The 22335-nt window shown below is 41.8% G+C and carries 26 protein-coding genes, 6 tRNA genes, 1 other RNA gene and 1 riboswitch; of the genes, 20 read left to right on the forward strand and 13 right to left on the reverse strand.

Annotated elements, in window-relative coordinates:
* Window positions 1–97 precede the first annotated feature (97 nt).
* A tRNA-Met gene (locus tag E0H81_RS03030) sits at window positions 98–174 on the reverse strand.
* Between the two features lie 180 nt (window positions 175–354).
* Between E0H81_RS03030 and E0H81_RS03035 the strand changes: the two genes are divergently transcribed.
* Entirely contained in the window at window positions 355–762 is a 408-nt protein-coding gene (locus E0H81_RS03035; RefSeq protein WP_165492582.1) for a hypothetical protein, read from the forward strand.
* A gap of 66 nt (window positions 763–828) precedes the next feature.
* Here E0H81_RS03035 and E0H81_RS03040 read toward each other — a convergent pair.
* The 4 genes from E0H81_RS03040 to coaD form a co-directional block, all read right to left on the reverse strand.
* Window positions 829–905, reverse strand: a tRNA-Met gene (locus E0H81_RS03040).
* Window positions 906–978: 73 nt separating this feature from the next.
* Window positions 979–1361, reverse strand: an RNA gene (gene rnpB / locus E0H81_RS03045) — RNase P RNA component class A.
* A 26-nt stretch (window positions 1362–1387) separates the two neighbouring features.
* Window positions 1388–1651: a YfhL family 4Fe-4S dicluster ferredoxin gene (locus E0H81_RS03050; protein WP_131266843.1), complete on the reverse strand. Its 264-nt coding sequence runs from the start codon at window positions 1649–1651 to the stop codon at window positions 1388–1390.
* A gap of 1 nt (window position 1652) precedes the next feature.
* Window positions 1653–2144: a pantetheine-phosphate adenylyltransferase gene (coaD, locus tag E0H81_RS03055; protein WP_131266845.1), complete on the reverse strand. Its 492-nt coding sequence runs from the start codon at window positions 2142–2144 to the stop codon at window positions 1653–1655.
* Between the two features lie 141 nt (window positions 2145–2285).
* Here coaD and smpB point away from each other — a divergent pair, with 141 nt between their 5' ends.
* Window positions 2286–2762 carry an SsrA-binding protein SmpB gene (gene smpB, locus E0H81_RS03060; RefSeq protein WP_067863237.1) on the forward strand — a complete coding sequence of 159 codons (477 nt, stop codon included), beginning with the start codon at window positions 2286–2288 and terminating at the stop codon, window positions 2760–2762.
* A 79-nt stretch (window positions 2763–2841) separates the two neighbouring features.
* Here the strand turns inward: smpB and E0H81_RS03065 are convergent, their stop codons facing one another.
* Genes E0H81_RS03065 through rluD form a run of 3 tightly spaced genes read right to left on the reverse strand, consistent with a single transcriptional unit; the run spans window position 2842 to window position 5265 of the window.
* Complete coding sequence (locus E0H81_RS03065; RefSeq protein ID WP_131316427.1) at window positions 2842–3393, reverse strand: flavodoxin family protein; 552 nt, start codon at window positions 3391–3393, stop codon at window positions 2842–2844.
* A gap of 39 nt (window positions 3394–3432) precedes the next feature.
* A complete protein-coding gene (pgeF, locus tag E0H81_RS03070; protein ID WP_131316429.1) occupies window positions 3433–4173 on the reverse strand; it encodes a peptidoglycan editing factor PgeF in 741 nt (246 codons plus the stop codon).
* A 39-nt stretch (window positions 4174–4212) separates the two neighbouring features.
* Complete coding sequence (rluD, locus tag E0H81_RS03075; RefSeq protein ID WP_131316431.1) at window positions 4213–5265, reverse strand: 23S rRNA pseudouridine(1911/1915/1917) synthase RluD; 1053 nt, start codon at window positions 5263–5265, stop codon at window positions 4213–4215.
* Between the two features lie 71 nt (window positions 5266–5336).
* Between rluD and E0H81_RS03080 the strand changes: the two genes are divergently transcribed.
* Window positions 5337–6368 carry an outer membrane protein assembly factor BamD gene (locus E0H81_RS03080; RefSeq protein WP_131316433.1) on the forward strand — a complete coding sequence of 344 codons (1032 nt, stop codon included), beginning with the start codon at window positions 5337–5339 and terminating at the stop codon, window positions 6366–6368.
* 203 nt (window positions 6369–6571) lie between these two features.
* Window positions 6572–8509 carry a DNA primase gene (locus tag E0H81_RS03085; RefSeq protein ID WP_131316435.1) on the forward strand — a complete coding sequence of 646 codons (1938 nt, stop codon included), beginning with the start codon at window positions 6572–6574 and terminating at the stop codon, window positions 8507–8509.
* Between the two features lie 67 nt (window positions 8510–8576).
* On the opposite strand, the gene hemA is transcribed toward E0H81_RS03085, so the two are convergent.
* Entirely contained in the window at window positions 8577–9866 is a 1290-nt protein-coding gene (gene hemA / locus E0H81_RS03090) for a glutamyl-tRNA reductase (RefSeq protein ID WP_131316437.1), read from the reverse strand.
* A 78-nt stretch (window positions 9867–9944) separates the two neighbouring features.
* On the opposite strand from hemA, the gene E0H81_RS03095 reads away from it, so the two are divergent.
* From E0H81_RS03095 to ribB, 12 genes are all read left to right on the forward strand, one after another.
* Entirely contained in the window at window positions 9945–11657 is a 1713-nt protein-coding gene (locus tag E0H81_RS03095) for a tetratricopeptide repeat protein (RefSeq protein WP_131316439.1), read from the forward strand.
* Window positions 11658–11665: 8 nt separating this feature from the next.
* Window positions 11666–12247 (forward strand): lipoprotein insertase outer membrane protein LolB, encoded by a 582-nt coding sequence (lolB, locus tag E0H81_RS03100; RefSeq protein ID WP_131316441.1) that lies wholly within the window; start codon window positions 11666–11668, stop codon window positions 12245–12247.
* A gap of 23 nt (window positions 12248–12270) precedes the next feature.
* Complete coding sequence (gene ispE, locus E0H81_RS03105; protein ID WP_131316444.1) at window positions 12271–13101, forward strand: 4-(cytidine 5'-diphospho)-2-C-methyl-D-erythritol kinase; 831 nt, start codon at window positions 12271–12273, stop codon at window positions 13099–13101.
* A 1-nt stretch (window position 13102) separates the two neighbouring features.
* A tRNA-Gln gene (locus E0H81_RS03110) sits at window positions 13103–13177 on the forward strand.
* 27 nt (window positions 13178–13204) lie between these two features.
* Window positions 13205–13279, forward strand: a tRNA-Gln gene (locus E0H81_RS03115).
* Between the two features lie 42 nt (window positions 13280–13321).
* A tRNA-Gln gene (locus E0H81_RS03120) sits at window positions 13322–13396 on the forward strand.
* A 91-nt stretch (window positions 13397–13487) separates the two neighbouring features.
* Window positions 13488–13562: transfer RNA gene (locus E0H81_RS03125), tRNA-Gln, on the forward strand.
* A 36-nt stretch (window positions 13563–13598) separates the two neighbouring features.
* On the forward strand, window positions 13599–14552 hold the full coding sequence (locus E0H81_RS03130) for a ribose-phosphate pyrophosphokinase (RefSeq protein WP_067863211.1): 954 nt from the start codon (window positions 13599–13601) through the stop codon (window positions 14550–14552).
* 99 nt (window positions 14553–14651) lie between these two features.
* Window positions 14652–14948 carry a 50S ribosomal protein L25 gene (gene rplY / locus E0H81_RS03135; protein WP_131266865.1) on the forward strand — a complete coding sequence of 99 codons (297 nt, stop codon included), beginning with the start codon at window positions 14652–14654 and terminating at the stop codon, window positions 14946–14948.
* 18 nt (window positions 14949–14966) lie between these two features.
* Window positions 14967–15548 (forward strand): aminoacyl-tRNA hydrolase, encoded by a 582-nt coding sequence (gene pth / locus E0H81_RS03140; RefSeq protein WP_131316446.1) that lies wholly within the window; start codon window positions 14967–14969, stop codon window positions 15546–15548.
* Between the two features lie 145 nt (window positions 15549–15693).
* The gene (panD, locus tag E0H81_RS03145) at window positions 15694–16074 is read left to right on the forward strand and encodes an aspartate 1-decarboxylase (RefSeq protein ID WP_067723997.1); all 381 of its coding nucleotides are present in this window, start codon (window positions 15694–15696) and stop codon (window positions 16072–16074) included.
* Between the two features lie 147 nt (window positions 16075–16221).
* Window positions 16222–16383, forward strand: a riboswitch (FMN riboswitch).
* Between the two features lie 94 nt (window positions 16384–16477).
* Window positions 16478–17137 (forward strand): 3,4-dihydroxy-2-butanone-4-phosphate synthase, encoded by a 660-nt coding sequence (ribB, locus tag E0H81_RS03150; protein WP_131316448.1) that lies wholly within the window; start codon window positions 16478–16480, stop codon window positions 17135–17137.
* 61 nt (window positions 17138–17198) lie between these two features.
* Here the strand turns inward: ribB and E0H81_RS03155 are convergent, their stop codons facing one another.
* Window positions 17199–17816 carry a LysE family translocator gene (locus E0H81_RS03155; protein ID WP_131316450.1) on the reverse strand — a complete coding sequence of 206 codons (618 nt, stop codon included), beginning with the start codon at window positions 17814–17816 and terminating at the stop codon, window positions 17199–17201.
* Window positions 17817–17875: 59 nt separating this feature from the next.
* Entirely contained in the window at window positions 17876–18361 is a 486-nt protein-coding gene (locus E0H81_RS03160) for a DUF1289 domain-containing protein (protein ID WP_131316452.1), read from the reverse strand.
* 204 nt (window positions 18362–18565) lie between these two features.
* On the opposite strand from E0H81_RS03160, the gene trhO reads away from it, so the two are divergent.
* The 4 genes from trhO (at window position 18566) to E0H81_RS03180 (ending at window position 21124) form a co-directional block, all read left to right on the forward strand.
* On the forward strand, window positions 18566–19498 hold the full coding sequence (gene trhO, locus E0H81_RS03165) for an oxygen-dependent tRNA uridine(34) hydroxylase TrhO (protein ID WP_131316454.1): 933 nt from the start codon (window positions 18566–18568) through the stop codon (window positions 19496–19498).
* A gap of 195 nt (window positions 19499–19693) precedes the next feature.
* Window positions 19694–19978, forward strand: coding sequence for an FUSC family protein (locus E0H81_RS03170; protein ID WP_131316456.1), 285 nt, complete (start codon window positions 19694–19696; stop codon window positions 19976–19978).
* An 85-nt stretch (window positions 19979–20063) separates the two neighbouring features.
* Window positions 20064–20681, forward strand: coding sequence for a DedA family protein (locus E0H81_RS03175; RefSeq protein WP_131316458.1), 618 nt, complete (start codon window positions 20064–20066; stop codon window positions 20679–20681).
* A 29-nt stretch (window positions 20682–20710) separates the two neighbouring features.
* Complete coding sequence (locus E0H81_RS03180) at window positions 20711–21124, forward strand: ABZJ_00895 family protein (RefSeq protein WP_131316460.1); 414 nt, start codon at window positions 20711–20713, stop codon at window positions 21122–21124.
* 159 nt (window positions 21125–21283) lie between these two features.
* On the opposite strand, the gene E0H81_RS03185 is transcribed toward E0H81_RS03180, so the two are convergent.
* Together E0H81_RS03185 and E0H81_RS03190 are read right to left on the reverse strand one after the other, a co-directional pair.
* Window positions 21284–21808: a YecA/YgfB family protein gene (locus E0H81_RS03185; protein ID WP_131316462.1), complete on the reverse strand. Its 525-nt coding sequence runs from the start codon at window positions 21806–21808 to the stop codon at window positions 21284–21286.
* A 69-nt stretch (window positions 21809–21877) separates the two neighbouring features.
* The gene (locus E0H81_RS03190; RefSeq protein WP_067863182.1) at window positions 21878–22087 is read right to left on the reverse strand and encodes a PA3496 family putative envelope integrity protein; all 210 of its coding nucleotides are present in this window, start codon (window positions 22085–22087) and stop codon (window positions 21878–21880) included.
* Window positions 22088–22335 lie beyond the last annotated feature (248 nt).

Genomic DNA, 22335 nt, shown 5'->3' on the forward strand with positions numbered 1-22335 from the left:
CTTGTTTCGTATTTTTATATTTCTTCGTATTTTTATCTAAGCCAAAATTCTTGACCCACAAAAAAAGAGACCACGCTGAGAGCGTGGTCTATAAAAATGGTGGCTATGACGGGATTTGAACCTGTGACCCCCGCATTATGAGTGCGGTGCTCTAACCAACTGAGCTACATAGCCATAAACTGTGTGCGCATTATCTAAATTTCAGTAGGTAGCGTCAAGCCCTTTATTTTACAAGTGTTCAGACTTTAATCGATTTAAAAAACTTCAGTTAATATTTAAACAAAACCTGCTTTTATTCATGATATTTTTCCCATTATTCTCTCAAAATAAAAGTCTCCATAGAGCGAGAAGCATATGAACCCATTCAAATTAACAGCTATAAGCCTGGTTGCTATTCTAATTACAGGCTGCCAAGTGATTTCCCCTCTATTTGTGGACTACAATGGCGTACGTATGGATGTAGCACGCTGGATCAACAATCAGCAACTGCTCAGCATGCAACAAAAACGCAGTCTGGCGCAGCTCAGTAAAGCACAGCAAAAATTGTATCGAATTGAACAAATTCCAGAGAACCAAAAATTGGCGGTTGCCAAACAAAACCAGATCGCATTGCATTGTGCCTATCAGCACTTAAGTGAACATAAAATTAAACAGTTACAAGCGATGGTATTGGGCCAAGATAAGAAAGACGCTATTTTAAAAAAATATGCCCAAGAATTTCCACAAATTAAACTGGCAGCCAGCGCTATTCAATGTGAATAAATAATTTTATGTATAAATTTTAAGCATAAAAAAAGGTCACGCTTATAGAAGCGTGACCTATGAAAATGGTGGCTATGACGGGATTTGAACCTGTGACCCCCGCATTATGAGTGCGATGCTCTAACCAACTGAGCTACATAGCCTAAAACTGTGCGCGTATTATCTATTTTCATATACTATATGTCAAGAAATATCACACAATAATTGTAATATATTTGGTGAAGTGAGCCGATAAGCCGGGTTCTGTCGTGAACGATCATTCCTCTAGGCGCACAATCACTCGTACGCTCAAGCGACCTACCCGAATCCAGCACGGGCCGTGCCTCAGGATTCCTATTTGGTCTTGCTTCTGGTGGGGTTTACCTTGCCGTGAACTGTTACCAGACACGCGGTGCGCTCTTACCGCACCCTTTCACCCTTACCATCTCTCTTGGTCTTCCCGAAGGAAAATTGCAAAGATGGCGGTCTACTCTCTGCTGCACTTGCCGTCGGCTTTCACCGCCCAGGCGTTACCTGGCACCCTGCCCTATGAAGCCCGGACTTTCCTCCCCTGTTTCAATCACGAAGATCTACACAGCAGCGATCGTCTAGCTCACTTCGGGGCGCATCTTATCAAACTTCTGCACTAATTGCTTGTGCTTTTTTGAGCAATCAGTTTTTTATACTTATCCATCAATTGATCTTGTGACTCCACATGTTCTGGGTCATGCGGAATACAATCAACTGGACAGAATAATTGACACTGTGGTTCATCAAAATGTCCGACACATTCGGTACATAAATCTGGATGAATTTCATATATGATTTCACCCATAAAAATGGCCTCATTCGGACACACCGGCTCACACACATCACAATTGATGCATTCATCTGTAATATATAAAGACACGCTACCAACCTTGCTGCTGTTTCCGTTTAAAGGCTTCAACCACAGCTTGCGGTACAAACTGGTTTACATCACCATTTAAACGCGCTATTTCACGTACTAAGGTAGATGAAATAAAAGAATATTGCTCTGAAGGGGTTAAAAACACCGCTTCAAAATTTGAATCAAGGCGACGATTCATATTGGCCAATTGAAATTCGTACTCAAAGTCAGATACTGCACGTAAACCACGCAGCACTGCTGTAGCTTTTTGTTCGCGGAAAAAATTCACCAACAAGCCGTCAAAACCCACAAATTCAACATTGGACAAGTGACTTAAGGAACTCTGTGCCAAATCCACTCGCTCTTCTAAACTAAAGACTGGATTCTTATGATGACCAATGGCAATGGCAACCACCACTTCATCAAACATTTTCGCCGCACGTGACACCAAATCGATATGACCATTGGTAATCGGATCGAATGTGCCCGGATAAATGACGCGAGTTTTAGACATCCATTTGTACTCAGTTTATTGTGTAGATGCTTATTTTAACAAAAACTTGTTTTTTTAGTGAAGAATCTCCTTAATTTTGAAAAAACTTCACCTTGCGGCCAGTTTGAGGCAAAATATAGTTAACTTGGGAATATTCGTATTATGTCGAAATCAATCGTAGTTAAAAAAAATACTGGTGGCACCATTGCGCAGAATAAACGCGCACGTCACGATTATTTTGTTGAAGAGAAGTTTGAAGCTGGTCTTTCATTACAAGGCTGGGAAGTAAAGTCTTTGCGCGCTGGACGTATGACCATTACTGAAAGCTATATTCTTTTTAGAGACAACGAAGCATTCTTGTTTGGCGCACAGATCCAACCGCTGTTGTCGGCTTCTACGCATGTCTCTCCTGAAGCGACCCGTACCCGAAAATTACTGCTTTCACGTCGTGAACTTGAAAAGCTGATGGGTGCAGTCAATCAAAAAGGCTATTCATGTGTTCCTCTTGCTTGTTACTGGAAAGGTCGTTTAGCCAAAATTGAAATTGCCTTGGTTCGCGGTAAGCAATTACATGATAAGCGTGCCACAGAAAAAGATCGTGACTGGCAACGTGATAAAGCCCGAATTTTCCATAAATAAGTTTTTATCTATAAAACAAAAAACCTCCATCTGGAGGTTTTTTTTTACATCAATTTTTAATATTCACATCAATCTGTGCTTATTTCAGTCTACCTAACAATAAGCCGATATATTCACCAAACCAGATGGCTGTATCTAAATCGCCCTGTGGTGGAGTGATTTCAACCGGCGCATTATCCGACTGTGTCATTAAACCTAAAAAGCTCGACATCCGGTTCAGATCTTGCGTACCACGCCCAGTGGGCATCATCGGCAAGCCTGTCCACAACATGCCATGTTGCATGGCAAACAGATTTATCTGCTGCAACACGGCCAGCTTATCACCGCTTAACCCGCCACCATTGGTGAAACCGGCTGCAATTTTGCCTTGCCATGTGCGTGCCAACCAGCGTTTGGAAGACTGCTCCATAAACAACTTCAAAGCAGCAGTTAGGCTTCCCATATAGGTGGGGCAACCGAAAACAATCGCATCAGCCTGATCTAATAGATCCCAGTCTACATGTTCGATGTCCATAGAATGCACATCAATGCCTGTTTGTTTCGCACCTTGAGCAATGAAAGAGGCTACTTTTGCAGTATGTCCATAGGGGCTGTGATAAACGATGACAAGTGATTTCGAAGATAAAGACATATCAATAAAAGCAGTAAATTTTAATCGAGTTTAACAGTTTCAAGCCATAAACACGAATGTAGCCATGCGTCCTGTTTTTGCTTCACGGCGATAGGAAAAATATTCTTCAGCTTGCTGGTAGCTGCACTGGTCACCGCCAAGCACAAGCTCAATCCCCTGTTGCTTCAGAATGAAACGGGCAATGGCATATAAGTCGGCATAAAACTTGGCGGCTTTTTCACTGTTTTTAAAAGCACTCTCCAGTTCAGGATATTTTGAACAGAAAGCCAATTTAACTTCTTCACCAATTTCAAAACAGGGCTGACTGATCGCAGCACCTAACCATGCCCAAGTCGGCTGAGTTTGCATGCTCACAATGGTATTTTCAACAATACCACCCGCCAGTCCTCGCCAGCCGGCATGCAGATTCGCGATTTCCGTTCCATCTGCATTGCCGAGCACGACAGGCAGGCAATCCGCAGTCATCATCATCAAAGCATGGGCTTTACGCTGAGTGACCAGGCCATCACCTTCCAGTGCCTGAAAAGCAATTTCTTCATTGATGGTATGACAAATGGTACTGTGGGTTTGCGTCATCCAGGTGACTTTATCGACGCCGAATTCAGCAAACTCCTGTAGTAACGCCATACGATGCTGCTGTACACGCTTTGCATTATCATAGACATGCAATGCCAGGTTAAATCCTACAAGTTTAGGTTGAGCAGAAGGTTGAGTTTTTTGATGATGCACTCGTGTCTGCCCAACAAATACGCCTTGTGGAAGCCCTTGAACAAATTGCATGTCTATTTCCTTATGATTCATAGCGCGCGATAAAACAACTTAGTAGGCTTGGTTTTCGCTACGTAACACTTCAACCAATTGAGCAAAGTCATCTGCCCAAGGCGCTTCAAACATCATTTCTTCACCTGAACGCGGGTGAACCAGACCAAGTTTCGATGCATGTAAGGCTTGGCGTTTAAAGCCACGTAAAGTTTCACCCAGTAAGTCCGATGCACCGGCAGGAACGCGGATACGGCTCATATAAACCGGATCACCGACCAGACCAAAGCCCAAATAACTAAAATGCACACGAATTTGGTGGGTACGCCCCGTTTCCAAACGTGCTTGCACACGGGTGAAATGCTGGAAACGCTCTTTCACGTTGTAATGGGTTACCGCATCCTTACCACCTGGCAAGATAGCCATCTTAATACGATCCACCGGATGACGCTTAATCGGCTCATCAATGGTGCCACCGGCAATAATTTTTCCGTACACCACCAGATCATAAACACGGTAGACGCTTTTCTTGGCCAATTGCTTACTTAATGAAAATTGAGATTCCAGATTTTTCGCAACCACCAGCAAACCGCTGGTGTCTTTATCAATACGGTGTACCAAGCCCGCACGGGTCAACTCAGCCGATTTAGGATAATGATGCAACAAGGCATTCACCAAGGTACCCGAGCTGTTACCAGCACCTGGATGAACAACCATGCCAACCGGTTTATTAATGACAATAATGTCGTCATCTTCATAAACAATATTTAATGGAATATCTTCAGGCAAGCTTTTGGTTTGAACTTCCAGCTCAACATCAAGGGTTAAAAGCTCGTCGCCTTCACATTTATACTTGGGTTTGACAGTGTTACCATTTACCAACAAATGGCCATCTTTCAGCCACTGCTTCAGTTTTTCACGAGAAAAATCGTTCCAAACCAGCGCTGCGACCTGATCGATACGTTGCCCCAAATAGCTTTCATCCAATTGAAATTGCAACGATAAACGTGTTGCAGTTGAGTCTGAAGTATGGTTATCTGCATCCTCAGAATCTTCAAGTAAATTGAAATCAGTTTCAGGGAAATTAGAATTAGAAGATTGTGCTTGACTCATTTGCTCATTCAGACAAAAGTGGTTTAATAGTGCAATTGTAGCTCATTGCCCGTATTAACAGAGGAATTTTTATGTCGTTACCACGTTATAAAATGACAATGCTTGCTTTATCGTTAGGCGTTGCGTCGGCAATAGCGGGCTGTAGCAGTAATCCAAAGAAAGAAGTTGTGGACACAGGGCCACAATCTAGCGAGCAAGTTTATATTCAAAAAGCTGAAAAAGCCCTTGAACGTGGTCAATATACCGACGCGGCTAAGCATCTTGAAGCGCTAGATACCTATTACCCTACAGGTGATTATGCGCAACAAGCACAATTAGAATTGTTGTATGTTAAATTTCAACAAAAAGATTATGAAGGTGCAATTGCCCTTGCCGAACGTTTTATTCGTTTAAATCCACAGCATCCAAATGTGGACTATGCTTACTATGTTCGTGGCGTGGCGAATATGGAACAAAACTATGATGGTCTATTACGATATACCTCATTAAAGCAGGCACATCGTGATGTCAGCTATTTAAAAGTGGCTTATCAGAACTTTGTCGATTTCATCCGCCGCTTCCCATCAAGCACCTATGCAGTCGATGCAGCACAGCGCATGAAGTTTATTGGCACAGAGCTGGCTGAAGCCGAGATGAATGCTGCGCGTTTCAATATCAAACGTAAGGCATGGTTAGCTGCGGTTGAACGTTCACAATGGGTGGTGGAACATTATCCACAAACCCCGCAAGTGCCTGAAGCTTTAGCCACAATTGCCTATGGTTATGACAAATTAGGTGATCAGCAAACTTCACAGCAATATATTGAAGTGTTAAAACTCAATTATCCAAACCTAGTGAAAGCTGATGGCAATGTGAATCTTCGTGCTGCACGCAGTGAAGGCAGCTGGATTAACCGCGCAACTTTGGGTGTGTTTGGACGTGAAGCGCAGACTTCAACAGAAGCTGAGCAACAACAAAACGCTGAAGATGGCGAAAAACGCAGCATCACCAACCGTTTAAGTTTTGGTTTGTTAGATCGACCACAAACTGAAAGCAGCATTCCTGCACCGAATCAGGAAACGATTGAAGAACCGACTGCTGAAGAAGCACCAGCAACCAAATAAGCCAAGCTTACTGGTCGCATTTTCATGAAGGGCAAGTTATCATACTTGCCCTTTTGTTATTTTAACCGATCATATTGATCATTTTGTGCAAAAGGTATACAAATTAACTTTTAATAACTGCTGCACTTTTAACATAGCTAACTTCTGACAGCCTATTTGTCAGCCATTTTTTAATAGATAGATCACAACCCGATTGCATACCTATGGCTATTCCTCAACACACGATTGATCAAATACTAGATCGCACAGATATTGTCGATCTGATTGGTCAGCGCGTGAAACTTAAGAAAACTGGCCGCACATACTCAGGTTGCTGCCCTTTTCATCAGGAAAAATCGCCATCGTTCCATGTCTATCGAGATAAACAGTATTTCCATTGTTTTGGTTGCCAAGCCAACGGTAATGCCATTCGCTTTTTAATGGATATCGACGGTCGTAATTTTGTCGATGTGATGAAAGACCTGTCGAGTCGAAGCGGTATTGAGCTACCCAAAGACAATCACGATTCAAATAAAATCAAATATAAAAAAAATGAAGCCGTGAAGCCTCAGTCGGCTGCGAAAAAAATTGAACCAAATACTCAAAATGCTGCAGCGAATTTAGCGCAAAATGCTAATGCACTTACGCCGATGGCAATGGATCACGACCCTTTTGCAGAATTTCAAATGCAGGGAGATGCCTTCTATGGCAATGATCCATTTGCAGCGTTTGATCAAGCCCCAGCAGCATTTGAAGATACGCCTCAAGACGGTAACTTATACGACTTGCTGGAAAATATTGCGCTGTATTATGAACAGCAATTACCGCATAGTCAGACTGCTCAGCAATACTTCAAACAGCGTGGTTTAAGTGCAGAAACTATTCAATACTGGCGTTTGGGTTATGCGCCGGAAGACTGGCAGCACCTTGAAAAAGCCTTCCCTCAAGATATAGAAGGCTTAAGACAACTGGGCTTAATTCGTACCAGTGACAAAGGTCGAGATTTCGACCTGCTGCGTGACCGGGTGATTTTCCCGATTCGTGATTCTAAAGGTCGTGTGGTTGGCTTCGGCGGTCGTGCTTTAAATGACGAAATCAAACCCAAGTACATCAACTCACCCGACTCTGAAGTTTTTCATAAAAACCAGTTGCTGTATGGTTTATACGAAGGCCGAAAACAAAAAGCCCAAGACTGGCTGATGGTTGAAGGCTATATGGACGTCATTGCCTTACAGCAATATGGCGTTTTCGGTGCGGTTGCCACTTTGGGTACGGCCAGCAATACTGACCATCTGAATATTTTATTTAAGCAAAATAGCCGTATTACAGTGGCATTTGATGGTGATGCTGCCGGTCAAAAAGCGGCACGTCGTACTTTAGAAATTGCCCTGCCATTATTAAATGATGGTCGCGAACTTAAGTTCTTTGTACTACCGAATGACCACGATCCGGATTCCCTGATTCGCCGTGAAGGTTTAGAAAGCTTCCAGCGCATGTTGCAAGCCGCGCCTTTATTGTCCGAGTTTATTTTTGCGCATTTAACTCAAAATCATAACAGCACATCGCCTGAAGGTAAAAGTCAGGTCATGGGTGAGTTAAAACAGCTCACTGAACTGTTGCCGAAACATGGCTCTTACCGTTATTTACTGCAGCAATATTTTCGTGAAAAGCTCGGTTATAGCCGTAAATGGCAACCGCAAGTCAACAATGACGCGTCTTTAAGCTTTAGTACCAAAATCGATGCTGAAGAATATGTGCTTGCAATTCTAATGAATCATCCTTATCTGTATATTCATTTTGAACCGTTACGCGCCTTGATTCTGCATGATCAATTGCTGTTTAAGATTCTAAATATCTTCAATACGATTTTTGATGATTTACCAGATGATCCTGAATTATCGCAATATTATGTCTTGGGTGCATGTGCAAACTTTCACCATGATTTACAGCATATTTTACTGCAAACCAATATTAGTGATTACACCTCATCTCCTGAGCAGGCAGATAAACTGGCGGAAGATTTCTCGATTAAACTGCAATACCAATGCTTGCAGCAAAAATTGAAATCGAAGAAATTTACCAGTATTGCCGAAATGCGCAACTTGAAACAGCGAATTTATGAAATTGATCGCAAACGCTCACTGACCCTCATCGACGAATAATCGAGCGCTAAAAACTAAGACCTTAAAAACCAACACCTTAAAAACTAGAACATTAAAAACCAAGACCTTATTTTTCTTGTTTGGTTTTACGACGCTTGGCAAAAATTTCATTCAGATCATCACGCATCCATTCAAAACAGCTTGGATCTTCAGCTTTGGCGGCTTGTCGTAATAAAATAGAGGTTGGATGGAGTAGTTTCTGGGTTAAGCGATGCGAAAACTCTTGTAGAACCTGCTCGGCATTTTCACCGGCTGCAATTCGGGACATCGCCAAAGCCAACTCTTCTTGTCTTAAGATTTCGCCCTGTTCCCGATAGGCATGAATGGTACTGCCCGCTTTGTTGATTTTTTGCTGGGTTAGTAATTCTGTAGCCAACTGATTGACCATCACTTCCGCTTCGACAGCCGCTTGGCGACGCTGGGCAAGATTGTCATTAATGACACTTTGTAAATCATCAACGCCATATAAATACACGCCATCTAATGATTCAACTTTCGGATCAATATCACGTGGAACAGCCAAATCTACCAACAGCATTTGCTGATAACGACGTTTTTTTAATGCCGTTTTAACATCACTATAAGCGATGACTTGATGCAAACTTCCGGTACAGCTTGAAATGACATCGGCACGGTATAAATTTGCAGCCAACTCGGAAAAATCGATAATTTCAACATCTACGCGATGGGCAATTTCCTGCGCCAGTGTTTCAGCACGAGCACGAGTTCGATTGCAAATCAGCACTTTTCCGACACCCATTTCGGCTAAATGCTTCGCGACCAAGCTATTCATTTCACCAGCCGCAACCACCATTACTGTCAATTTTTCAGGTTTGCTAAAGACTTGAAGCGTAAGTTGTGCAACCGCATAACCCATGGAAACCGCATGACTGCCTACCGCAGTTTCAGAGCGAACGCGCTTGGCTGCGTAAAAAGCATATTCAAAAATTCGGTTTAAATTGGGAGAAACGGTATGGGCATCTTTCGCCATAGAAAGCGCAGACTTTACCTGTCCCAAAATTTGCGGCTCACCGAGCATCAAGGAATCAAGGCCACTGGCGACCCGCATCAGATGTGTTACAGCCTGTGCATCTTCATAGCGATATACATGATTTAATAATTGTTTAGTATCCAGGCCATTTGCCTGGGCGAGCCAATTCATTACCATGTCTGCATTTTCAGACATCGCATAAACTTCAGTTCGGTTACATGTAGACACCACGACCATATCATTCAAGTCATGGTTTTGGCTTTGCTCGGCAAGCAATTGCGTTAACTTTTCAGGGTTAAAAGCAATCTGTTCACGCAGTTCTACAGAAGCGGTTTGATGGTTGACACCCAGTGCAAAGAAAGACATATCAGATCATCATTTCGCTAAATTTATGCTATTGTGCAATATTGGTGTCATAAAAAGCATTACTTGGATCAAGAAAAATTGCGTCAAACAAATAGCCGAATAAGCGGCGCGACAATTAAGCAATATTCTACCACATTCTTACTTGTGGGTAGCATGGTTTCGAGTGCTCATATTAGAGCATCCGGAGAAATTTATCATGTCAATTCAAACTATAATGCCATAAAACAAAGCATGATTGCCGAGTTTGCACTGGCCTATCACGACATTCCAACAGCATTACATAACTATACCGTGCTTGCAATTAAAAGCAGTTCAACCACGGTTAAACAGCGCGCTTTAAATGTTGCTCTGGAACAAAATGACCTGAAAGCTGCACTCGATATTGCGACACACTGGGTGGTTCAGGAACCCACAGATGTTCCGGCTTTATTTTATCTTTCACATATTGCCCTGAAATCGCATGAATATGAACTGGCATCTGAAACGTTAGATAAAATTTTAAATATTGATCCTGATGCAGACCTGGAAAAGATTCTGGTCGGAATTGTGCCAGAACAACCTGAAGACCGAGAAATTCTACTGGATGCTTTAAGCAACAGTAAAGAACGGGACAACCCCTCTGTCTTGGTACTGATTTCAGGCCTGGAAGCACAAAATGGACAGTTAGAGCAAGCGCTGAGTACGGTTAACCGTGCACTTAGAAAACGTCCCAAAGTCACTGGCTTTATTTTAATGAAAGCCAATTTGCTCAGTGCTTTAGGCGATGAAGAAGCCACGCTTAAATGGTATGACAAAGCCAGTCGCAAACATAAATCCAATCTAGAAGTTCGCTTAGCTGAAATTAAATATCTGATTAAACTGAACAAATCTAAAGAATCGCTGGATAAACTCGAAAATATTTTGAAGAAATGGCCGCATGAGGAAGAAGCTCTTTTCATTGCAGGCTTAACCAGTATCGATTTAGAAGAATACGACAAGGCAGAAAAGTTCTTGGTTGAACTTCGATATTCTAACCAGTATCAAAATGAAGCCTATTATTACTTGGCGGTAAATGCTGAAAGAAAACAGCATTTTGAAACAGCAAAAGCCTATTACCGCTTAGTAGACGGCAGCCTGTACACGGTTTCACGCCGCAACATGATTAATATTTTTTCAGAGCAAAAACAGCTGAGTGATGCACTGCGGTTTTTAACCCAGGAACGGGTGAATTATCCGCAACATGCCAGTTTCCTCTATCAGGCTCAGGCCGACATTCTAAAACGTATGGGCAATAAAAAAGCAGCCATGCGCCTGCTCGATGAAGCCATCAAAAATATCCCTGACGACCCTGAACTGATCTATTCAGAAGTACTCTTGCTCGACGCTTATCAAGATCAGGATAAGCTTGATAAATTGTTGAAAAGATTACTCGAAATTGAGCCAAACAGTCCAACCTACCTGAATGCTTATGCCTATACGCTGGCGCTACAAAATAGACGTTTGGATGAAGCCCGACAGTATGTTGAACATGCCTTGGAGTTTGCACCAGAACAAGCGTCTATTCTGGATACGCTCGGCTATATCACCTTTTTACAGAATGACTTTAAAACCTCCGCGCGGGTTTTAGAAAAAGCATATGAGATGAGTCAAAGTGTCAAAATTGGGGTGCGCTATGCAAAAGCCCTATACATGCAAGGCGACCTGACAAAATTTAATCATGTGTTACAACAATTACAAAAAAAACACCCCAATGATCCTCAATTAGAACAACTGAAATCGTTATTGTTACCGCCACACCTGAAAAAGAGTTAATGATCTTTATGCGTATTTTTTCAAAATTCAGCTTAATCCTGATTGCCACAAGCACCTTGGTGCTGACAGGTTGTCAACGATATACCCAGCCTCAAGCTCCGAGCATTTCCCAAGTACCAGCAGCTGCAAATAATTTCAGCCTGCAAGGTAAAATCGGGGTAAAAACACCGGGACAGTCTGGTAGTGCATTTTTCACCTGGGTTCAACAACAGGATGAATTCGACATCGAGTTAAGCGGAATTTTGGGTGTGGGTAAAACGCAAATCTCAGGTACGCCAGGTCAGGTCACCTTAAACAGTGCCAAAACCGGACTCATTCAAGCTGCTACCCCAGAAGAATTATTGCAACGCGCCACTGGCTGGCAAGCACCGATCACCCATCTGGTGGATTGGGTTCAAGCCAAACCAGCAACCACACAAGCAAAAATTAGTAAAGATGGGCAAAACCGCCCTATCCAGTTTGTGGAAGATGGCTGGACGGTTGATTTAAGCTATAACGATCAAGCGCAATTACCGAATAAACTGATTTTAAAGCAGACATTTGAATCCGGTCAGGAAAACCGTATTACAATGGTCATTCAAAATCGCTAAATTTTCAAAAAGTTCAAAATTCTATGATTCGTGTTCCCTCTCCTGCCAAGCTCAATCTTTTTTTGCATATCACAGGTCGTCGTGACAATGGCTATCATAAATTGCAAAGCATTTTCCAACTGATTGATTTAACTGACTGGTTAGAATTTACTCAAACGGATGACCGAACGATTTCAATTGCTGGTTTGAGCAGTGTCGACTTAGAACAAAATCTAATCTATAAGGCCACACAAATTTTAAAACCCTTCGCCACCAAGCCAACGGGTTTAAAAATTGCCATCGAAAAGAACATTCCGATGGGTGCAGGACTTGGAGGCGGTTCTTCCAATGCTGCCACCACCCTGATTGTGGTGAACCAATTGTGGCAATGCGGTCTAAATATTGAACAACTGGCTGAGCTGGGGGTAAAACTCGGTGCCGATGTTCCAATTTTTGTACATGGTCGTAATGCATGGGCTGAAGGCATTGGCGAACACTTAACATTCATAGACTTAGATCAAAAACAGTACATTGTGTTAAAACCTGACTGTTTTATCAGCACTCAACTGCTTTTTTCACAAAAAACGTTGACAAGAGACACGAAGCCTACTAAATTTTGCGCCTATCAGTTAACGCCATTTAACTTTGGAAATAACTTTGAGCCTTTGGCAAGAAGCCTATATCCTGAAGTGAATGAAGCGATGCAGTATTTAGACCAGTTCGGTATTGCAAAACTTACAGGTACAGGTGCTTGTGTTTTTACTGAAGTAACTCCTGATATGAATATTGATGAGATTTTAGCGCATTCACCTTGTAAAGCTTACTTGGTCAATAGTTTAAATGAATCACCATTACGTCATTTCAAGGTTATATGATAGGGGTATCGCCAAGTGGTAAGGCACCGGGTTTTGATCTCGGCATCCGTTGGTTCGAATCCAGCTACCCCTGCCATTCATTTCATCTGTAGATTGCTGTATTAGGGGCGTCGCCAAGTGGTAAGGCACCGGGTTTTGATCTCGGCATCCGTTGGTTCGAATCCAGCCGCCCCTGCCATTTAAACCCATCGTTTAAATAAACCTTACAGTGATCAAATTTAGGGGTATCGCCAAGTGGTAAGGCACCGGGTTTTGATCTCGGCATCCGTTGGTTCGAATCCAGCTACCCCTGCCATTTTCTCAAAAAAGACAGAACAGAGTTTGCCGGTTCATTTGTTAATTTACCTTGACATAGACCCGCAAAAATATTAAAGTTCTGCCGCATTAGGGGTATCGCCAAGTGGTAAGGCACCGGGTTTTGATCTCGGCATCCGTTGGTTCGAATCCAGCTACCCCTGCCATCTATTTTCAAACATTCCAACCGCCAAGGGTGCTTCATGCCCAATCTTGTCGTTTTTAGTGGAACTGCACATCCACAATTCGCCCAAAAAGTCGTAAGCCACCTGCACATTCCTTTAGGTGCAGCATCTGTAGGTCATTTTTCTGACGGTGAAATTGCTGTCGAAATTACTGAAAATGTTCGTGGTAAAGACGTATTTCTCGTACAGCCTACTTGTGCCCCAACGAATGACAACCTTATGGAAGTCCTCGTGATGGCCGATGCTTTACGTCGTGCAAGCGCAGGTCGTATTACTGCTGTCATCCCTTACTTCGGATATGCTCGTCAAGATCGTCGTCCTCGTTCAAGCCGTGTGCCAATCACTGCAAAAGTTGTAGCAGACATGCTGACAACTGTAGGTATTGACCGCGTTGTAATGATCGACCTTCATGCCGACCAGATTCAAGGTTTCTTCGACATCCCTGTAGACAATATCTACGGTACTCCTGCATTACTTGCTGATCTTCGTCAACAGCAACACCATAATCTTATGGTTGTTTCTCCAGACGTTGGCGGTGTAGTCCGTGCGCGTGCTGTAGCTAAGCAAATGGGTGATATCGATCTGGCAATCATTGATAAACGTCGTCAAAAAGCAAATGAATCACAAGTGATGCATTTGATTGGTGATGTGCGAGATCGTGACTGCGTAATCGTGGATGACATGGTGGATACTGCCGGTACTTTGTGTAAAGCTGCTGAAGCATTGAAACAATTCGGTGCTCGCCGTGTGGTTGCTTATGCAACACACCCTGTACTTTCTGGTAAAGCGCTTGAGAATTTGAAGAATTCTGTACTCGACGAACTCGTCGTCACAGATACGATTCCTTTATCTCAAGAAGCATTAGAAATTGGTAAGATTCGCCAAGTTTCAGTCGCTGGTATGGTTGCTGAAACAATTCGTCGTATTAACAACGAAGAATCTATTAGCGCAATGTTCGATAGTTATCTATAATACAGCGCTAAATTTTAAAAGCCCTGCCCTATGGTAGGGCTTTCTATCACTGAACTGGTCGAAGGTTCAGTCCATTAAACTCAATGAGGAAATGTCATCATGGCAAACTTCGTATTAAATGCAGTAGCTCGTGACGAATCAGTACAAGGGAAAGGTTCGAGCCGCCGCCTTCGTCTAGAAAACAAAGTTCCAGCAATCATTTACGGTGGCGAAGCTGCTCCTGTAACTGTTAGTTTAGAACTTCGTCAACTTGTTAAATTTCTTGAAGACAATTCTTTCTTTGAAGAAGTAATTGAAATTCAAGTGGGCGACAAAGTTGAAAGCGTTAAAATCCAAGCTTTACAACGTCACCCAGCTAAAAACACGCCTATGCACGCTGACTTTAAACGCGCATAAGTGTTAACGGTATAATTAGTGTCAAAACTTTCGCTAATTGTCGGTTTGGGCAATCCTGGTAAGGAATACGCCCAAACCCGCCATAATGCAGGCTTCTGGTTTGTTGAACGCCTTGCTGAAGCTTATGGCATTTCCCTCAAAGCCGATCCTAAATTCTACGGAATCAGCGGTCGCGGTAATATTGAAGGTCAAGACGTTCGTCTGCTTTTACCCACAACCTTTATGAATGCCTCTGGCAAAAGTGTTGTGCCCTTCGCAAAATTCTATCAAGTTGCCCCAGAAACGATGCTGATTGCGCATGATGAGCTGGATATGAATCCTGGTGTCATTCGCCTAAAAACAGGCGGCGGTCACGGTGGTCATAATGGTTTACGCGATATCGTTCCACATCTAGGTTCTAATTTCCATCGCCTGCGTATTGGTATTGGTCATCCTGGTGCAAAAGAACGTGTATCCGGACATGTCCTCAGCAAAGCGCCGAGCAGCGAACAGGATTTAATGGATGATGCCATTGCACATGCTTTATCTCGCATTCAATTGCTGGTAAACGGTGACATACAGCAAGCCATGAATCAAATCAATGCTTATAAACCAAACTGATCATTCCATAAATTGTTGAAAAATCCTGCTTGCCATGTTGCTTTTTTCGGAGCAAAATGCGCTTTCTGCGGATTACTGATCCAGTAAGAAGTGATTTGATTTAACCATAAGATAAAATCTTAGGCCCACTAAGGAGACGCTAGCCATGCTATCTCGTTTATTAAAAGCTAAAATTCACCGTTGTGTCGTTACACAAGCAGAATTACATTATGAAGGTTCTTGTGCAATTGACGGCGTATTATTGGATTTAGCCGGTATCCGCGAATATGAAGAAATTCATATGTGGAACGTGACTAATGGTAAGCGTTTTACCACTTATGCAATTCGTGGTGAAGAAAACTCAGGCATTATTTCAGTCAATGGCGGTGCTGCCCTTCAAGCTGATGTTGGTGATCTGATGATTATCGCAACATTTGGCGATTTTACTGAAGCTGAAGCCAATGCCCACAAACCACGTCTGGTTTATGCCAATCCAAACAATACTGTTAATCACACTGCGAACTGTATTCCTGTTCAAGTGGCTTAAAGTTAAAAATATTAAAAGCTCGCCATATGCGGGCTTTTTTATTGCCTGCCAATTTTCACTTTATTATTCACATAAATAATATCCATATGACTGATTGATCTATAGAAAGCTGCGCCCGAGATTAAAAACAGGTCTATAATCATTACACATCGCTTCAGGGCGGGGCGAAATTCCCCACCGGTGGTAAGTTAGACTGAGCAAAAATGCTAAGATTTAATCAGCCCACGAGCCTGTCAATGTTTAAGATTGACTCGCAGATTTGGTGAGAAACCAAAGCCGACGGTATAGTCCGGATGAAAGAAGACGACGTAACGGATATTTAGATTTGATATATCGCTGCGACCCCATTTCTGCATCAGTCCTGAAATGTTCAACCGTATTTTTATTTTACGAGAGCGTTTCAATGTCTAGTTTGATTCAACCCGAAATTTTCTTTTCAGCCCTTCCTCCAGCTGAACAACGTATTCAAAAAGCATTAGAAGATATCCGCCAAGGCAAACCAGTTTTGGTGATGGATGATTTTGACCGTGAAAATGAAGCCGATCTCATTGTTGCTGCAGAGACACTAAACGTTGAAACCATGGCACGTATGATTCGTGATGGTTCAGGTATTGTCTGCTTATGCCTAACCGATGAACTGGCCAATCATTTGCAACTTCCACCGATGGTGGCGGATAACTCAAGCCAGTTTAAAACTGCATTTACCGTAACCATCGAAGCAGCGATAGGCGTAACCACAGGTGTTTCAGCCAAAGACCGCACCACCACAATTAAAGCTGCAATTAAAGATGGCGCAGTTGCAAGTGACCTGAATCGTCCCGGTCATGTCTTTCCTTTACGCGCCCGTAATGGCGGAGTACTTACCCGTCGTGGACATACTGAAGGTACGATTGATTTAGCACGTCTAGCCGGTTTAAAACCTGCAGGTGTTTTGTGTGAATTGACCAATCCTGACGGCACCATGGCATCAGGCATTCAAGTTCTATCTTATGCACAAACCCATCATTTAACCGTGATTACCATTGAAGAAATTGCACAGTATCGCTTAGCGCATAATCTTTAAGTTAAAAAATAAAAGCCCTAATCTAGGGCTTTTATTCTTCGAAACACTTTGAATGAAATATTTAGAATAAGGTCGAATACAAACTATATCCAGCAATTAAAATAAGAACTGCGCCACAAGCCCCGAGCAATTTATTGTAAAGCCTAGATTTGGATAAATGATTAAAACTTAAATAAACCATTGATAAAGTGGCAAAGTCCAAAACAATCCAACTTAAGGTCAAAATCCCGAGACTGATATTCAAATCAGGTGTGATTTGCACAAACTGCGGGAAAAATGAAGCAAAGAAAATAATATCTTTAGGATTGGAAATACCGACCAAAAATCCCTGTTTAAAACCACCATTCATTGACTTGGAGTTTAATTGTGAAGGCGATTCATCTTGTTTAGAAAGCAATACTTCTTTTAAAATCTGAACGCCCAAATAGGCAATATACAAACAGCCTAGAATTTTAATGCTGTTAAACCACTGCTCAGCAATATCCAGAAAACCTTTCAGAACCAAAATGGAAACAGTAATTAAAATGAGTGAGGCAAAGTTGGTGCCAAATATCGTTTGTAAAGCTTTACGATAACCACCTTTAAGCCCTGCACTGGCGACCAGCATCATCACGGGTCCAGGTGTCGCAATCATGATGACGACAGCCATGCAATACAACAAGTATTCTGCGATATTCACTTTTCCAGTTCTCTAGCAATTATATTTATTTTTTTAAATTTCAAATATAAATAATGTATTTAATCTTCTTCCACCAGTTGTAATAAATTATGGCTAATGCCATCTGCACGTAAAAAAGCGAAATCGTAACTTGCTGTAGCCAAAGCCAGTACCCGACGTTCAAATTCCTGCCAGAGTGGTTTTACCTGTTTATCTTGAATGCCTAAACCACTGTCTTCAGCTAAATTTTTATTTTTCTCACAGATTTTAAGTGCGTGATAAAGCTTGCGCCCTTTGGAGGCATCATCACGTAAACGAACGCGTTTAGATAAGACAAATCCTTCCACATGACGCAAATCTGCATGCGGCAACATCGGTACTAAAATTTGATCCAGTTGCGCATCCAGACGCTTCCATACCGCAGTGTGCTGTTCAGGTGTGTAGGTATTCCACTGAATCACTTCATGGTTAAAGCGACGGCAGCCACGGCATACCGAATCACCGAATACCGTAGAACAACGCCCTGCACATGGGGTCAAAGAAGCAATTCGACGGTCAGTACTCAAAACACACTCCTACACAACTGAGAAATCAATAAAATCATTTATCAAACGCTTTTAATTCAAGATCGATTTGATAAAGGACAACCTATAGCGGCATCTTTCGCTTAATAACCATATTTTAGTTATGGTTTTCTCGCTTATTCATACAATTCACGTTAAAATACGCGCCTTGAATTTTGTCCTATCATAATACATTTGGAGTTATCCATGAACGCTACTGTAGAACAGCTTGCACCTGTAGAACAGCAAGCGACCACAAGTTGGGTTGTTGCAGCACTATATCAATTTAAAGAAGTTCAAGATCCTGCCGATCTTCAGCAACGTCTTTTAGACCTAGTCAACAGCATTAACTTGTGTGGAACTCTAATTGTAGCTGGTGAAGGGATTAACGGTACTGTGGCTGGGGATCGGGAAGCGGTTGATCAAATTCATGCCTTTCTTCTGAATGAAGGCTTTAACGCTATGGAATACAAAGAATCTCATAGCGATGAAAAACCTTTCCGTAAAATGAAAATCAAGCTCAAAAAAGAGATTGTGACTTTAGGTGTGGAAGTTAAACCACGCGACTTAGTGGGTCACTACCTCGATCCTAAAGAATGGAACGAACTGATTGCACGTGATGATGTAATTTTGGTAGATACGCGTAATGACTACGAATATAAAGCCGGTACATTCAAAGGCGCAGTTGATCCTAAAACAGAAACCTTCCGTGAATTTCCAGAATACGTAAAACAGAACCTTGCCCAACATAAAGACAAGAAAATTGCGATGTTCTGTACTGGTGGGATTCGTTGTGAAAAATCAACTTCGTTATTGCTTCAAGAAGGCTTTAATGAGGTGTATCACCTGAAAGGCGGTATTTTAAAATACCTCGAAGAAACCCCAGTTGAAGAAAGCATGTGGGAAGGCGAATGTTTCGTATTTGATGGCCGTACTGCCGTGACCCATGGTGTTGAAGAAGGTCAGAACATTAAATGTCATGCATGTGGATGGCCTTTACTTCCCGAAGAAGCTGAACTGCCAAGTTATGAGCATGGGGTATCTTGTAAATACTGCATCGAAAAAACCACAGAGCAACAAAAAGCCGGTTTCCGCATGCGTCAGTCTCAAATTGCAGCGGCTAAACGTAAACGTCTGTAATTTCTAATTTGTAAAGTTATATATAAAAGCTCTCGTTCGAGGGCTTTTTATTTACCTAAAATAAACAATAGATAAGAAAAGATCACCAAGTTTCACCATTAATGCTTATTAAGTCACTCAATATTTGATAATCTGGTATTCAAGGTAAAATAAATAGCTAACTTATTCATTTATAACGTGAAAAGGAATTAAATTATGCCAAGATCGATTAGCCGTTCAGCCAATTATGCGAGACGTTTTCACACTATTCGTGAAAAAAACCATCAAAAACTAGCAGAAATAAAAATGGCTTTAGAACAAGAATCACATCTTTTTATTGTGATCCTGGGTGCTGTCATTGGAAGCATTTTATCTATCTTTATTGCGTATCACCTAGAACCTAACCTGCTGGAGTATGCAGTACTGAGTGTGATTCCTTTTGCACTGTCGTACAGCTTAAGAAAGGTTTACATTCACACATTGGTACATAGCCAGGAATAAACCAATTTGATTACTTGGCTATACTTTACCCTGCAATAAATAAACTTTAGGATAGTTCAGATATCATTATTATTTTTATAAGCTTATGAATCTGACTGAATGGATTATTTCCATTATGGAACAATTGGGCTATTGGGGCATTGCCCTGCTCATGTTCCTCGACAATATTTTCCCTCCCATTCCCTCTGAAATCATTATGCCGTCCGCTGGCTATTCTGCATCACAAGGTCAGCTACTTCTTGTTGGCGTGATTATCGCGGGTTGTATAGGCTCTCTGCTCGCTGCCGCTATACTCTATTGGATTGGCTATAAGTTTAATCACGACAGTATTTTCCGTTTCGTAGATCGCTACGGCAAATATCTTTTTATCAAATCTCCAGATGTCAAAAAATCACTCGACTGGTTTGAGCAATATGGTCACCGGATTGTTTTCTTCGGTCGCATGATTCCAGCAGTTCGCTCACTGATTAGTATTCCTGCTGGCATGAGCCATATGCCCTTCTGGAAATTTATGTTTTTCAGTAGTCTAGGTACAATTATCTGGACCACTTTCCTAGCCTGTGTCGGTTTTTATTTTGGCGAAAACCAAGCTTTGATGCAGAATATTTTTAGCCAAGTCAGCTATTTTATTATCATCATCGTAATCGCCATTATCATCTGGATTCTATACCGTAGACATAAACGTAAAAATCGTCCATCCTGATGACAGGTCCTCACCAGGAGACTAAGACGATGTCGCATTATCTTAAATATTTTGCAGCCGTTTATAGTATTGCCCTGATCCTGCTGGTCAGTATATTGATTTATGGGCTAAAGCTCGGTGCCATTACCTTGCTGCCCGGCCTGATTGCTTCGGCCTTTCTAAGTGCCAGACATTTTATCAAAAGAGAACAGCGCTTACCCACCAAAAAAGAAAAAAACACACTGGTTTGGGGATCAACAGTCATTGCCATGGGCATGGGCTTTATCGTGATATTTGTGCTGATTTTTATGCATCCACATACTGAGGAAGTTTTGATGACCATGGGCTATGCAGGGAGAGCAGGAAATTCCTTCCTGGTGGCGGGCGTCATTGCTTTACATGGGCTGATCTTTCATATCGCCTATAATGGCTATGCCCGATATACTTTAAATAAATTTTCATGATGAATTCTCTATTCTCAGTATACAACTCTCTATTCTCAGTATAGAAATGAAAAATCTGCACATAAAAAAAAGCACCTAAAAAGGTGCTTTTTTAAAACTTTTTAAACGAGTTTGATATGTGATCCATGAGCCGCGATTATAGCGGCACAAGAGCTCACATCACGCGGGAGTGTGATACATCAAATAAATTTCATTTAAGTTTTCTGGAATTTCTTCAGCAATTTCGTCCATAAGCTGACCATTGCGACGGAAAGATTCCATTTGTGGGTCTTCGTCATCCACACCACTAAAGACCATCATTGGTAAAGTTAAATCGACCACCTGTTCTTCATGTTCAGGTGTGAACCAAGCATCTTCATTTAAGAACATTGCGTCAACGAAGCCAACACTCCAGTCGCCTAAACTTGATTCAACATCAGCTTCTTCAATTTCAAATGGGAATGTAATCCCTTCTTCATTGGCCAAGTTTTGACGAATTGCTTCTAACCATGCTTTTACCTGTGCAATCATTTCAGCAGGAACTTTCTTTTGATTGTTATCGAAAAGTTCATCGAGCCATTTATCAAAAGTTGGTCCAACAGCCGTTGCACATAAAAAACCATGAGTTGCCGCAAAATCTAGACCATGTTCATTTTGGTCGCCATCTAGATATTCGCTCAATAGGTCTAAATCTAAAGCACTCATTTAAAATCCAAGTTCAGTAAAATAACTGCGCATAGCATAGCATTTTAGCCGGCTATGCTAAATCACAATTTAGTCTTCTTCATCGTCAAAGTCGTCATCATCATCCAGATCATAATCAAAATCTTTCAGTTCACGCTCCAAACGACGTTGTGCGAGCAGGTCATCAATGAGACGACGTTTCTCCAAAGACTCTTTAGCACTAATTTTGCTTGAGGCTTCATCAAAGCTAACATCATCTTCACTGAAGCTATCATCTAGTTCAAAATCTGTAGAAGACACTAAAACTACCTCATGGTGAAAAAAAGTGAATGGGTCTAGGCGCTATTTATCTTTGTTCCGAATTATTGTCAAGTTTTTTTTAATTTTTTATATAACAAACTCAATTTAATCTTGTTTTTTGACCCTAAAATTGTGTATTCATAAAGATGTAGAATTTTATTCATGACACATGCAGAAACGTATTATATTTTGAATACATTCCAGCAAACAGACTTGAAAAATAAAATTCCAACCCAATATTGAAAACA

The organism is Acinetobacter terrestris (genome assembly GCF_004331155.1).
In the GTDB taxonomy this organism is placed as follows: domain Bacteria; phylum Pseudomonadota; class Gammaproteobacteria; order Pseudomonadales; family Moraxellaceae; genus Acinetobacter; species Acinetobacter terrestris.